13 protein-coding genes are annotated in these 12,855 nt (G+C 67.9%); 8 read left to right on the plus strand and 5 right to left on the minus strand.

What is annotated here, in order from left to right:
- Positions 1-162 precede the first annotated feature (162 nt).
- A complete protein-coding gene (locus VX037_RS04225; protein WP_235722148.1) occupies positions 163-462 on the plus strand; it encodes a DUF4193 domain-containing protein in 300 nt (99 codons plus the stop codon).
- 117 nt (positions 463-579) lie between these two features.
- Here VX037_RS04225 and VX037_RS04230 read toward each other — a convergent pair whose 3' ends face one another.
- A complete protein-coding gene (locus VX037_RS04230; RefSeq protein ID WP_235722147.1) occupies positions 580-1,164 on the minus strand; it encodes a DUF3093 domain-containing protein in 585 nt (194 codons plus the stop codon).
- A 43-nt stretch (positions 1,165-1,207) separates the two neighbouring features.
- Between VX037_RS04230 and dut the strand changes: the two genes are divergently transcribed.
- Positions 1,208-1,741: a dUTP diphosphatase gene (gene dut, locus VX037_RS04235; protein ID WP_235722146.1), complete on the plus strand. Its 534-nt coding sequence runs from the start codon at positions 1,208-1,210 to the stop codon at positions 1,739-1,741.
- A 5-nt stretch (positions 1,742-1,746) separates the two neighbouring features.
- A complete protein-coding gene (locus VX037_RS04240) occupies positions 1,747-2,502 on the plus strand; it encodes a DUF3710 domain-containing protein (RefSeq protein WP_235722145.1) in 756 nt (251 codons plus the stop codon).
- 29 nt (positions 2,503-2,531) lie between these two features.
- Here VX037_RS04240 and VX037_RS04245 read toward each other — a convergent pair whose 3' ends face one another.
- Positions 2,532-3,242, minus strand: a complete 711-nt coding sequence (locus VX037_RS04245) for an alpha/beta hydrolase (protein WP_287016016.1) — start codon at positions 3,240-3,242, stop codon at positions 2,532-2,534.
- Between the two features lie 136 nt (positions 3,243-3,378).
- Between VX037_RS04245 and VX037_RS04250 the strand changes: the two genes are divergently transcribed.
- A complete protein-coding gene (locus tag VX037_RS04250) occupies positions 3,379-3,756 on the plus strand; it encodes an OB-fold nucleic acid binding domain-containing protein (protein WP_235722143.1) in 378 nt (125 codons plus the stop codon).
- Entirely contained in the window at positions 3,753-4,460 is a 708-nt protein-coding gene (locus VX037_RS04255; protein WP_266062612.1) for a DUF3159 domain-containing protein, read from the plus strand. The genes VX037_RS04250 and VX037_RS04255 overlap by 4 nt, the downstream gene beginning before the upstream one ends.
- 27 nt (positions 4,461-4,487) lie before the next feature.
- Here the strand turns inward: VX037_RS04255 and VX037_RS04260 are convergent, their stop codons facing one another.
- Both VX037_RS04260 and VX037_RS04265 read right to left on the minus strand, forming a co-directional pair.
- Positions 4,488-5,150 carry a potassium channel family protein gene (locus VX037_RS04260; RefSeq protein WP_235722141.1) on the minus strand — a complete coding sequence of 221 codons (663 nt, stop codon included), beginning with the start codon at positions 5,148-5,150 and terminating at the stop codon, positions 4,488-4,490.
- Between the two features lie 20 nt (positions 5,151-5,170).
- On the minus strand, positions 5,171-5,836 hold the full coding sequence (locus VX037_RS04265; protein WP_235722374.1) for a potassium channel family protein: 666 nt from the start codon (positions 5,834-5,836) through the stop codon (positions 5,171-5,173).
- A gap of 176 nt (positions 5,837-6,012) precedes the next feature.
- Between VX037_RS04265 and VX037_RS04270 the strand changes: the two genes are divergently transcribed.
- From VX037_RS04270 to dxs, 3 genes are all read left to right on the plus strand, one after another.
- Entirely contained in the window at positions 6,013-8,025 is a 2,013-nt protein-coding gene (locus VX037_RS04270) for an APC family permease (RefSeq protein ID WP_266062613.1), read from the plus strand.
- A gap of 7 nt (positions 8,026-8,032) precedes the next feature.
- Positions 8,033-9,352 carry a class I SAM-dependent RNA methyltransferase gene (locus VX037_RS04275; RefSeq protein WP_328713338.1) on the plus strand — a complete coding sequence of 440 codons (1,320 nt, stop codon included), beginning with the start codon at positions 8,033-8,035 and terminating at the stop codon, positions 9,350-9,352.
- 173 nt (positions 9,353-9,525) lie between these two features.
- Positions 9,526-11,517, plus strand: coding sequence for a 1-deoxy-D-xylulose-5-phosphate synthase (dxs, locus tag VX037_RS04280; RefSeq protein WP_328713340.1), 1,992 nt, complete (start codon positions 9,526-9,528; stop codon positions 11,515-11,517).
- A 21-nt stretch (positions 11,518-11,538) separates the two neighbouring features.
- On the opposite strand, the gene VX037_RS04285 is transcribed toward dxs, so the two are convergent.
- A complete protein-coding gene (locus VX037_RS04285) occupies positions 11,539-12,843 on the minus strand; it encodes an HRDC domain-containing protein (RefSeq protein ID WP_287016013.1) in 1,305 nt (434 codons plus the stop codon).
- Between the last annotated feature and the right edge of the window lie 12 nt (positions 12,844-12,855).

Raw genomic sequence — 12,855 nt, forward strand, 5'->3', positions numbered from 1 at the left:
CTCCGATCTGCAGGGTCCTGGGTAACGAATTGCACCGGTCATGACGTTGAAGTGACGCCCGACGGCAAGACAATCCCGGCGGGTCCGCGCACCTACGTTTGTCCGGCCACAAGCCTGGACAACCGAGAGCGCTCGCACACTCTCACATAGGTAAGGCACACAATGGCTACTGATTATGACGCGCCACGTCGCACAGACACCGAGGATCTGAACGAGGACTCGCTCGAGGAGCTGAAGGCCCGCCGCAGCGAGGCGCAGTCGGCTGCCGTCGACGTCGATGAGGGCGACACCGCGGAATCCTTCGAACTCCCCGGCGCCGATCTCTCGGGCGAGGAGCTCTCGGTTCGGGTCATCCCGAAGCAGGCCGACGAATTCACCTGCACCAGCTGCTTTCTCGTCTATCACCGCAGCCGGCTGGCGCGGGAGAACGGCAACTCGCGGATCTGCGTGGACTGCGCCTGACGAGCGCCGCAGACTCGCGGCTCAGCACCACAAATGCACCCAGAATGAATGGGGCGGGTCGACCGAAATCGGGCCCGCCCCGTCGTTTATCCCGCCCTCTTGTTCATCCCCGCCGGGTCAGTCGGCGATACCGGCCTCGGCGGCGGCGTCCGGCACGTCGAGCGCGGCGAGCAGTCCGGCCGGGTCGCGCGTGGACACCAGCCAGTACGGGGTGGGGTCGTCCGGGTCGTCGAGCACGAGCAACACCATCGTCTTCACCCAGGCGCGGTGCATGAGAAACGCGGCCGGATCCAGTTGTCGACCGAGTGCGGCACTCTTGGCGGTCGCCGGCACGGTTGCGCCGCGTGCGATGACGCCGCGCGGCAGGCGCGCCCGACCGGCGTGTAGCTCCCGCTCGGCGGTGACCCGGACCGAGACCCGCCCCATCGACCACAGCACCGAGGCACACAACACGCCCACCACGACGTAGCCTGCGACACTCCACGCCGACCGGTGCGCGGACAGCTGAATCTCGTAGCCGACGACGCCGGTCACCACGGCGGCGGCCAGCCACCACCACCAGGGCACCCTCAGGCGTTCGGCGAACCGGTCCGACGCCGGATGGCGTTCTGTCGCCGGGTGCTGCGCGCCATTTCTCGACTCACCTGGGCCGTCGCCGGAGGGACGACCGGCCGGATCATCAGCTGCTTCAGGGGGAGTCACGCGACCAGCGTAGTCTGCCCTCGTGGCGCCGAATTCTCCCACCGTGACAAACGATCGGGGCGACGCGAGCGAACCGATCGCCCTCCGCCGACTCGACCCCGACATTCCTGTGCCCACCCGCGCGCATGCCGGCGACGCCGGTGTCGACCTGTGTTCGACGATCGACCTCGAGTTGCCGCCCGGTCGGCGGCAGCTGGTCGGTACCGGGATCGCGGTGGCGTTGCCGATCGGCACGGTCGGGCTGGTCCATCCGCGGTCTGGGCTCGCCGCACGCGCCGGCCTGTCCATCGTCAACAGCCCGGGCACCATCGATGCCGGCTACCGCGGCGAGATCAAGGTGTGCCTGATCAACCTCGACCCCGACGAGTCGATCGTGATCACCCGCGGAGACCGGATCGCGCAGTTGCTCGTGCAGCGCGTCGAGTTACCGGACTTCGTCGAGGTAGACGAGCTCGACGAGACCAGCCGTGGACTCGGCGGACACGGTTCCAGCGGTGGACACGCGATTCTGGCCGCGGCGGCACCCGATGGTGACCGCGGATCGGATCACCCGACGACACGTGACATCGAGGAGTAGACGACATGGCAGCCAACGACGATGACACCGACGGCGACCTGCGCATCGGCACCGCCCAGGGGCCGTACGACATCGAAGCGCTGACGACGCCGGCCGAGGAGCTCGGGAACTCCCATCTCGACCTCGGATCGGTGTTGGTCCCGGTGGTCGAGGGTGGTCAGGTGACTGTCGAGATGTCGGCCGATCATCAGCCGGAAGCCGTTTATCTGGTGACGCCACATGGGCGCATAAACGTCAGCGCCTTCGCGGCACCGAAATCACCGGGCCTGTGGCGCGAAGTGGTGCGCGAGCTCGCCGAGTCGCTGCGTGACGAGGGTGCGTCGGTGGCGGTTGAGGATGGCCACTGGGGTAGGGAGGTGGTCGCCACCGTGCCCGGCGGCGTGCATCGTTTCCTCGGTGTGGACGGGCCGCGGTGGATGGTCCGCTGCGTCGCCAGCGGACCCGATGACCGCGCCGATGAACTGGGCAGGTTGGCGCGCGCGGTGCTGGCCGAGTCGGTGGTGCGCCGCGGCACGGAACCGTTTCCGCCGCGCGACCCGCTGCCGGTGGTGTTGCCGCCGGTGCTGGCGGAGCAGGTCGCTGCGGCACAAGAGCAGATGGCGCAACAACAGGAGGCCGGCTCGCAGGGTGAGTCGACGCCCGGCGCCGCTCCGCAATCGTCTGCGCCCGACATCGCGCAGCCGCAGTCCGACGACCCCGAACCGATGCCGCGCTCATCCGGTTCGGCGATGCAGCGCCTCCGGCGCGACCGGCGAGGCTGATCGTCCCGATTCGCCGTGCCCGGACGTGATCAGCGCAGCGTTTGCCACCCGCGGGCACAGCGCAAGCCGAGCGTCGACGGATCGTTGCCCCACTCGTCGAGGGTCACCTCGTTCAGCACCGCACGCGGTGCCGCGCGCACCCAGGAGCGACCGACCGCCAGCGGGTGAACCGGGTCATCGACGGCCGCGGTCACCGCGAGCGGCGCCGACAGTGTCGAGATCTCGGTCATCGTCGGCCCGTGGAATTGCGCAGCCTGGGTCAGATGGCCGCCGAGCGCCGGATGCAGCGCGCGCCATGACCGGCTCAGCTCGGTCGCCAGCCAGGGCGGGCTCGACGCTGCCATCGCCGCGATCGTCGTCTCCAGACCGTCACGTGCCAGGGCCGCGGCCGTGGCCGCCGCCCCCGCTGCCCCCGGAGCCTTTGCGGGGTCCCCACTCCATGCCGGCAACGCCGCCCACACTCCCGCGCAGTCGTGGTTTAACGCCCAGGCCAGCGCGATCGCCGCGCCGATCGACACCCCACCGACCACGAGCGGACCCGACGTCGCCGCCACCTCGTCGAGGCGTCGGAGATGTCCGTCCACGAGGTCGGTCGAGGGTTCGAGCGCCACCAGTGTCAATCCGCATCGAGCGGCGGCGGGGCCGAATGCCCGGTGGACGAAATCGGCGTCCGAACCGGCTCCGGGAATGGCCACGAGCTTCTGCGCAACCGGGCGAACCGGCGGGCGTGTCGCGGGCATGTCATGATCATGCCCGACGTTGTACCCAGAGTACGGACGGGATTACGCTGGCGACTGTAAGCAGGGTCGGCGAATCCGCCCCACAATGTTTCACCAATGTCTCGACGAGAGACGCGTCACCCAAGGGGAGGGTGCGATGCCTACCACCGGCTACCTGAAGCGGTTGACCCGCAGGCTGACCGAAGATCTCGGCGACGCCGACGCCGTGGAGATCGCCGAGGAGTCGCGTGCCTCCGGCGCCCAGCGCGCCGCGGAGTGCTGTCGTGGCGACGAGGTAACGATGCACGGCGAATTGCGGTCAGTGGAGACCTGCTCACGTGCGGCAAAGGTCGGCGTCAAAGCGGAGTTCTTCGACGGGTCGGACACCGTGATGCTCAAATGGCTCGGTCGCAATCGGATCCCGGGGATCGAACCGGGCCGCAAGATCACTGTGCGGGGCCGACTGGCCGAACATGACGGCACCAAGCTCATCTACAACCCGTATTACGAACTCCAGGGCCCCGACGACGAATGACGTCGTCGCCAGACCCGTCGGAACCCACACTCGGTGGCGCACCCGAATCCGATGTTCGCCCGTCTGTGCTGGAACAGATGGGTGGCGTATCCGGGCTGATCTATTCGACGGTGCCCATCGTCGTCTTCGTGCCCGTCAACTCCGCGTGGGGACTCACGGCGGCGATCGTTGCGGCGCTCATCGCGGCGCTGGCCGTGTTCGTGATCCGGCTACTCCGCCGCGAACCCTTGAACCCGGCGATCTCCGGTCTGATCGGGGTCGCGATCTGTGTGTTCATCGCCTACCGGACCGGCGACGCCAAGGGTTACTTCCTGTTCGGCATCTGGACCACGCTGGCCTACGCGATCGTGTTCGTGGGGTCGATCCTGGTGCGGTGGCCGTTGGTGGGTGTGATCTGGAATCTCATCAGCGGCGAGGGTATGGACTGGCGCCGACACCGCAAGACCTTGCGTGCCTACGATCTCGCAACGGCCTTCTGGGCACTGGTCTTCGCCGCCCGATATCTGACGCAATCCGAACTCTACGATCACGGCAGCACCGGCTGGCTTGCGGTCTCCCGGATCGCGATGGGGTGGCCGCTGACCGCGCTGGCGGTGCTGGCGACGGTGCTGCTGGTGCGCCGCGCGAGCAAGGAGGAGGATCGGATCGTGGCCGACGAGCAGTCCGATCCCGAAGTCGCCGAGACCGACACCGGCCGGCACTGACCCCGGCGCCGGGTCTCCTCGATCGGTTCAGTTACCCAGGCGCATCGCTTCGTAGAGCGCCGGTTCCGCCTCGGCCGGAGCGATGAAAACCAATTCGTCGCCGCCCTCGATCGGGTCGTCGTTCTGCGGCACGATGACCCGACCGCCGCGCAGGATGGTCACGAGTGCGGCGTCGCGGGGTAGCGCGAGTTTGCGAACGGGTTTACCCGCCAGCGGTGTGTTGGCCGGCAAGGTGAGTTCCACCAGGTTGGCCTGTCCCTGACGAAACGTCATCAGACGCACCAGGTCTCCGACAGACACCGCCTCCTCGACCAGGGACGCCAGGATACGGGGGGTCGAGACGGCGACGTCGACGCCCCAGTCCTCGTCGAACAACCACTCGTTGCGGGGGTCGTTGACACGTGCCACCACCCGATTGACTGCGAACTCGGTCTTGGCGAGCAGGCTCACCACGAGGTTCGCCTTGTCGTCGCCGGTGGCCGCGACCATCACGTCATAGGTCTGCAGCTCGGCCCGTTCGAGATTGCTGAGCTCGCACGCATCGGCCTGTACCCAGTTCGCGTCGGGCACGGCTCCGGGATCGATATGGGCCGACTTGCGTTCGAACAGCGTCACCTCGTGCCTGTTGACCAGCAACTCCCGCGCGATCGAGCGCCCGACCGCGCCCGCACCGGCGATGGCAACCTTCATCGTCTTCTCCCTCAGCTGAGTCAGTCGGATGTGATCCGCGGGGACCGGGCAGTGGCGCGAGCGGCATCGAGCTGCTCGGTCGGGATCGCCGCATAGATGAGGTCATCTTGCTGCACAACGGTTTTCGCGTCAGGAAGGATTGGGTTCCCCAGTCGGTTCAGGAAGGCGATCCGCCCACCGGTCTCTTCCTGGAACTTGCCGACCTTCACCCCGATCCAGGATTCGTCGACCTCGAGTTCGGCGATGACCAACGACCCCGACGGATCTCGCCATTCGATGGTGGTGGAGGTCTCGCCGAGCGCCGAGACGAATCGCTCCGTCGTCCACGGCACGGTGGCGACGGTGGGAATGCCGAGCCGTTCGTAGACCTGCGCGCGTTTGGCGTCGTAGATGCGTGCGACGACGCGTTCGACCCCGAAGGTCTCCCGCGCGACACGCGCGGAGATGATGTTGGAGTTGTCCCCGGAGGACACCGCCGCGAACGCGTCGGCCTTCTCGATACCCGCGCGCGTCAGTACATCCCGGTCGAAGCCGACGCCCACCACGGTGGTGCCGACGAACTGCGGGCTCAGCCGGATGAACGACGACTCGTCACGGTCGATGACCGCGACGTCGTGGCCCCGCTTCTGCATGGCCATCGCCAGCGATGAACCCACGCGACCGCACCCCATGATGACTACCTGCACGTGCACCCTTCCGACTGTGCGGACATCCCGCGACGACGATGCAAGCGCGGTACGGACCCATCGAACCTACCGCGCACACCGACGTGTCGGGCGACGACGTTACACATCCGTGGTGGCCGGATCGATGCGGCCGGTCCCTTGTGGCCTTTGTCTACTACACGCTCTAGTGTTGCCTGGTGTCCACCGTGTCCAAGGTGTCCGTAGCGACCAAACGGATTCTGCTCGGCCGCCCGTTCCGCAGCGACAAACTGGGTCACACCCTGCTGCCCAAGCGCATCGCGCTGCCGGTGTTCGCTTCCGACGCGATGTCTTCGGTGGCCTACGCACCGCAGGAGATCTTCCTGGTGCTGTCCATCGCCGGACTCAGTGGTCTGGTCTTCACCCCGTGGGTGGCAGTAGCGGTCGCCGTCGTGATGATCGTGGTGGTGGCCAGCTACCGGCAGAACGTGCACGCCTATCCGTCCGGTGGCGGTGACTACGAGGTGGCGACGGTCAACCTCGGTCCCAACGCCGGACTCACCGTGGGCAGCGCGCTGCTGGTCGACTATGTGCTCACCGTCGCGGTGTCGATCGCGTCGGCCGCCGAGAACGTGGGCTCGGCCATCCCGTTCGTCTCCGAACACAAGGTGTGGTTCAGTGTCGCCGCGATCGCGTTGCTCGCCGCGGTCAACCTGCGCGGGATCAAGGAATCGGGGGCAGTACTCGCGATCCCCACCTACGCCTTCATCTTCGGTGTCTCCGCGATGCTGATCTGGGGATTCCTGGAGATCTTCGTGCTGGGTGAGGACATCCAGTCCGAGACGGCCGATTTCGAGATCCGCGCGGAGGACAGCCACCTCGTCGGTATCGCTTTCGTGTTCCTGATCGCCCGGGCGTTCTCCTCCGGATGTGCCGCGTTGACCGGCGTGGAGGCCATCAGCAACGGCGTTCCGGCCTTTCGGAAACCCAAGTCCCGCAACGCGGCGACCACACTGCTGCTGCTCGGAGCTTTTTCCATCACGCTGCTGATGGGTATCGTCCTGCTCGCCCAGCAGATCGGCGCCAAGTACGTCGAGAACCCGGAGCAGGATCTCATCGGCGCCCCGGAGGGGTATCAGCAGAAGGCGATGATCGCCCAGCTGGCACATGCGGTGTTCGACTCGTTCACGCCGGGCTTCTACTTTGTCGCGACCGTCACCGCACTGATCCTGATCTTGGCCGCCAACACCGCATTCAACGGGTTCCCCGTGCTCGGCTCGGTGCTCGCGCAGGACCGGTACCTGCCGCGTCAGCTGCACACCCGCGGTGATCGGCTCGCTTTCAGCAACGGCATCGTGTTCCTCGCGGTCGCCGCGATGGTCTTCGTGATCGCGTTCGGCGCGCAGGTCACGTCGCTGATCCAGCTCTACATCGTCGGGGTGTTCGTCTCGTTCACGCTCAGCCAGACGGGCATGGTTCGACATTGGACACGTCACCTGCGGACCGAGACCGACCCGCATGCGCGCCACCGGATGCAGCGGTCGCGGGTAATCAACGCTGTCGGCCTGGTGATGACGGCGACCGTGTTGGTGGTGGTGCTGGTGACCAAGTTCACCCAGGGCGCCTGGATCGCGATCCTCGCGATGGTGGTGTTGTTCGTCTTGATGAAGCTGATCCACCTGCACTATTCGACCGTGCAGCGCGAACTCGAGCGGGCCGACGAGGATTCGGTGCTGCCCAGCCGCACCCACTCGATCGTGCTGGTCTCCACGCTGCATCTGGCCACCCGTCGCGCCGTGCTCTACGCCCGGGCAACGCGACCCGACGTCCTGGAGGCGATCACCGTCAACGTCGACGACCGCGATACACGCAAGCTGGTATCGCAGTGGGAGGCGAGTGAGGTCTCGGTGCCGCTGAAGGTGATTGCGTCTCCGTACCGGGAGGTCACCCGCCCGGTCATCGACTATGTACGTCGGGTGCGTCGCGAATCGCCGCGCGACGTGATCACCGTCTTCATTCCCGAATACGTGGTCGGGCATTGGTGGGAGCAGATCCTGCACAACCAGTCGGCGCTGCGCCTCAAGACACGGTTGCTGTTCGAACCGGGCGTCATGGTCACGTCTGTGCCGTGGCAGCTCAACTCGTCGATCCGACTCAAGAATCGTGACCTCGAGTACTCGGCGCCGGGGGACACGCGCCGGGCCCTGGGCAGCGACCTCGACGACCGGTGACAGCACGGTGAGCACAACCGACGACGATGCCCGCGAGATCGTGCTGCGGCCCGACCGTCCGGCCAACGGTGGCGAGGCGGTCGGTCGACTCGACGGTCGGGTCGTCTTCGTCCGGGATGCGATCCCGGGTGAACTGGTCCGGGCTCGGATCGTCGACGACAGCCGGGAGCGCTTCGTTCGAGCCGAGGTCATTGAGATCATCGAACCCTCGCCCTTCCGGGTCGAGCCGATCTGTGATGCCGCCCGACACGGTGCCGGATGTTGTGACCTCGCGTTCGTTTCGGTCGAGCATGCGCGTGACCTGAAGGCACAGGTCGTGCGGGACGCGTTGGGTCGGATCGGCGGATTCGGCGCTGACGCGCTCGACGACCTCGGCATCGCGTCCACACCGGTGACCGGTCTGGGTGACAGCGGCACCGGCTGGCGGGTACGGACCCGTCTCGGCATCGATTCCGCCGGCCGCGCGGGCATGCACGCCCGGCACGGCTCGGGCATCGTCGCCGGCCATTCGTGTGCGGCCCCGGAGGCCGGGATGCTCGCCGGACTCGACGATCTCGAGCTGACCCCGGGCGGTGACCTCGCGATCGTCGCCGATATGGACGGTGGGCGCCACATCATCGAAATCGCCCCTCCCCGGCCGGTGCGGCGTGCACGCCGTGGTGCCCGCGGCGCGGCGCAGGCGACGCGGCGGCGGCGTGAGCAGCCCCGCGCGCAACGCGTGGTCGAGGGTTCGGCCACCGCGCCACATCGTGTCGGCGACCGGATCTGGCAGATCCCCGTGACCGGTTTCTGGCAGGCCCACCGCGCCGCCCCCGCGACGTACGGGCAGACGGTCGTGGACCTGGTCGCAGCGGCGGGCGGTTGCGGGGACGGTGTCGTGTGGGATCTGTACGGCGGGGCCGGTGTGTTGGCGGGAGCGATGATCGATGTGGCAGGCAGGGCGGACCTCGGGTCGGTGGCCACGGTGCATGTCGTGGATTCCGACGCGGCCGCCCTCGCTGCTGCCGAGGCCACCTTCGACGACGGCATCGTCGAGGTGCATCGCGGTGAGGTGGCGACGGTGGCCGCGCAACTGCCGACCCCCGACGTGGTGATCCTGGACCCGCCGCGCACCGGTGCCGGCGCGGCAGTGATCGGTGTGGTCGCCGATGCCGATCCGGATGTGATCGTGCACGTGGGATGCGACATCGGGCGATTCGCTCGCGATCTGGCCCTCTTCGGTGACCAGGGATATCGGGTGCAGGAGATCAGGGCGTTCGACGCGTTCCCGTTGACCCATCACGTCGAGGTCATCGCCGCCTTGGTGCCCGCACATCGCCGACGGTGACGCGCCACCCGCGTGTGATCAATCCGACGGGCGCGCGGCGGTCGGCGTGAATCCGACGATCCGGGTCCGGTCCGTAGACTGTCGGGAAAGCCATCGAGGCCACAGCGCCCGATGGAACGCACGCCATCAGCCCGGCGTGCTGATCTGAATCGACGGATGTGATGGAGGACTCGATGGGCGTGCTCGAGAAGATCGGTTCGCCGACCGATCTGCAGGCGCTGTCGCCGGAGGACATGACCACTCTGGCCGCCGAGATCCGGGCGTTCCTCATCGACAAGGTGTCCGCGACCGGCGGGCACCTCGGCCCCAATCTCGGGGTCGTGGAACTGACGTTGGCGCTGCACCGCGTGTTCGAGTCCCCCCGCGACCCGGTCATCTTCGACACCGGACATCAGAGTTATGTCCACAAGATCGTCACCGGCCGGCAGGACGGTTTCGACGGGCTGCGCCAGCAGGGCGGACTCACCGGCTACCAGGAGCGCGCCGAGAGCGAGCACGACTGGGTCGAGTCCTCACATGCGTCGGCGGCACTGTCCTACGCCGACGGCCTTTCCAAATCCTTCGAGTTGACCGGCTCTGCTGACCGGACCGTGGTGGCCGTCGTCGGCGACGGCGCGCTGACCGGCGGTATGTGCTGGGAAGCGTTGAACAACATCGCCGGTGGCGACCGACCGGTGGTGATCGTGGTCAACGACAACGGCCGGTCCTATGCCCCCACCATCGGCGGGTTGGCCCGCCACCTGTCCGGGTTGCGGCTGCAGCCGGCCTACGAGCGTTTCCTCGACGAGAGTCGTCGCGCGGTCAAGCAGTTGCCGGTGGTCGGCGAACCCGCGTACGCGGTACTGCACGGGATGAAAAGCGGCCTCAAAGATCTGCTCTCCCCGCAGGCAATGTTCACCGACCTGGGCATCAAGTACGTCGGCCCGGTCGACGGTCATGACATCGCGGCACTGGAGTCGGCGTTCGGGCAGGCCAAGGCATTCGGTGCCCCGGTCATCGTGCACACCGTCACCCGGAAGGGGATGGGGTATGCGCCCGCCGAGAACCACGAAGCCGACCAGATGCACTCAACCGGGATCATCGATCCGCGGACCGGACGCGCCACCAGCGTGTCGCCACAGGACTGGACCTCGGTGTTCTCCGCGGCGTTGATCGAGGCCGGCTCGCGCCGCGACGACATCGTCGCGATCACCGCGGCCATGCCCGGTCCCACCGGTCTGACGCCGTTCGGCGAGAAGTTCCCTGACCGGATGTTCGATGTCGGGATCGCCGAGCAGCATGCGATGACCTCGGCCGCGGGGCTGGCGCTCGGTGGGCTCCATCCGGTCGTCGCGATCTACTCCACCTTCCTCAACCGCGCCTTCGACCAGTTGCTGATGGATGTGGCGCTGCTGAAGCTGCCGGTGACCCTGGTGCTGGACCGCTCCGGTATCACCGGACCCGACGGCCCCAGCCATCACGGCATGTGGGATCTGTCCTTGATGTCGTTGGTGCCCGGCCTACGGGTCGCCGCGCCGCGCGACGCCGTGCGGCTGCGCGAGGAATTTGCCGAAGCCCTCGCGGTCAGCGACTGCCCGACCGCCGTGCGATTCTCCAAAGGCGCTGTGCCCGAAGATATCCGGGCGGTCGAGCGCCTTGAAGACGGCGTTGACGTGCTGCATCGGGTGGCGCCGGGTGTCGGTGCGGCGGCCGGCGATGTGCTCATCGTCGCGGTCGGTGCCTTCTGCGGTCTCGCGGTGGACACTGCGCAGCGGCTCGGACGGCAGGGCATCGACGCAACTGTGGTGGACCCGCGCTGGGTGCTACCGGTCCCGGGGTCGATCGCCGATCTCGCCCGACGTCATCGACTGGTGGTGACTCTCGAGGACAGCGGTGTGCGCGGCGGAGTCGGGTCGGCGGTCAGTGATGCGCTGTCCGACGCCGGCGTCGCGGTCCCGGTGCATCACCGGGGCATTCCGCAACGGTTCGTCGAACATGCCTCCCGCGGACAACTGCTCTCCGGTTTCGGTCTCACCGCCCAGGATCTCGCGCGCACCATCACCGCGACCGTCGCCGAGATGCACTCGGCGAGGGACTCGGCCGATAGCGAGTTGGACGAGTCCGAGCTGTCCGGATCCGAGCTGTCCCAGTCGGATGTGTCGGCCGCCCCCGAGGCCGACGGCTGACGCCGCCCGAGGCCGAGTGTTTCAGTCGCGGCGTTCGGCGTCGGGGGTCTGGTTCGTGGCGGAGGGCTCGACGTCGACGCTGTTGAGTGCCTCTGCGATCGCAGCTGCGGTCAGATCGCGTTGCCATCGACGGGCTCCCTCGTCAGCCTGGCGGGCAGCAACCGACGCGGCGGTGGCCGGCAGAGGTACACCCTCCCAGCACAATTGCCGCACCACCTCGGGGGCGAGCAGGTTTTCCGTCGGCACCTGGTGCGCTTCGGCGATCTCTCGGATCACGGGACGTACCCGCGCGGCCCGCGCCGCCGCGTCGGGATTGCGCTGATCCCACCGATTGATCGGCGGAAGTCCGGTCGTCGGGGACCGGCGCGGCGGCAGGTCGGCATCAGCGAGCTCCCGGGCCCGGTCCAGCGCGCGCAGCCAGATGTGGGCCTGGCGGCGTTGGCGGGGACCCCCGAACACGGGCAGGCGCGTGAGTTCCGCTTGTGACGTGGGGTTGGCGGTGGCGGCGGTGACGATGGCCGAATCGGGCAGTACCCGCCCGGGTGCGACGTCTCGACGTTGCGCGAGTTCCTCACGAGCGGTCCACAGTTCGCGGATCGCGGCCAGGGTCCGGACGTTCTTGATCGTGTGGATGTTCGACGTCTTGCGCCAGCGGTCGGGACGTGGGGGAGCAGGTGGCCGCTCCAGCACGAACCGGAACTCCTCGCGCGCCCACTGGTCCTTTCCGGCGGCGGCGAGGGCGGCATCCATCGCGTCGCGCAGCTCGACGAGGACCTCCACGTCCAGGGCGGCATAGTTCAGCCAGTCTGCGGGTAGCGGCCGCCGCGACCAATCGGCGGCGCCATGGCCCTTCACGAGCCCGAGGCCGAGAAACTCGGCCACCATCGCGGCGAGATTCACCTTGCTCAGGCCGAGTAGGCGTCCGGCCAACTCGGTGTCGTAGAGCTCGCGGCAGACGAAGCCGACCTCGCGCAGACAGGGCAGGTCCTGGTCGGCGGCATGCAGGACCCACTCGGGTCCGTCCAGCGCTTCGATGACCGGCGCCAGCGCGGCAGGCTCCTCGATCGGGTCGAGCAGAAAGGTGCCCGCACCGGTGCGGCGGATCTGGATCAGGTAGGCCCGTTGGGAGTAGCGATAGCCGGAGGCGCGCTCGGTGTCCACCGCGATCGGCCCATGTGCGGCGGCGATGGACTCGGCAGCCGCAGCGAACTCGGCGGCGCTGGTCAGCACAGGCGGCACGCCCTCGGCCGGACGGAGGAGGGGTTCGGTCACCGCCTCCGGTGGTGTCGGATCAGAGGGTCCGGTCGTCTCGTCGCCGCTCGTCATCGGACCCGCCAC

Origin of the sequence: Gordonia sp. Z-3 (assembly GCF_036233855.1) — a bacterium.
Lineage (GTDB): Bacteria > Actinomycetota > Actinomycetes > Mycobacteriales > Mycobacteriaceae > Gordonia > Gordonia tangerina.

Coding starts and splice junctions, on each gene's coding strand:
- VX037_RS04285 (WP_287016013.1), bottom strand. CDS start 12,843: ATGACGAGCGGCGACGAGACGACCGGACCCTCTGATCCGACACCACCG.
- VX037_RS04225 (WP_235722148.1), top strand. CDS start 163: ATGGCTACTGATTATGACGCGCCACGTCGCACAGACACCGAGGATCTG.
- VX037_RS04260 (WP_235722141.1), bottom strand. CDS start 5,150: ATGAAGGTTGCCATCGCCGGTGCGGGCGCGGTCGGGCGCTCGATCGCG.
- VX037_RS04250 (WP_235722143.1), top strand. CDS start 3,379: ATGCCTACCACCGGCTACCTGAAGCGGTTGACCCGCAGGCTGACCGAA.
- VX037_RS04240 (WP_235722145.1), top strand. CDS start 1,747: ATGGCAGCCAACGACGATGACACCGACGGCGACCTGCGCATCGGCACC.
- VX037_RS04245 (WP_287016016.1), bottom strand. CDS start 3,242: ATGCCCGCGACACGCCCGCCGGTTCGCCCGGTTGCGCAGAAGCTCGTG.
- VX037_RS04255 (WP_266062612.1), top strand. CDS start 3,753: ATGACGTCGTCGCCAGACCCGTCGGAACCCACACTCGGTGGCGCACCC.
- dxs (WP_328713340.1), top strand. CDS start 9,526: ATGGGCGTGCTCGAGAAGATCGGTTCGCCGACCGATCTGCAGGCGCTG.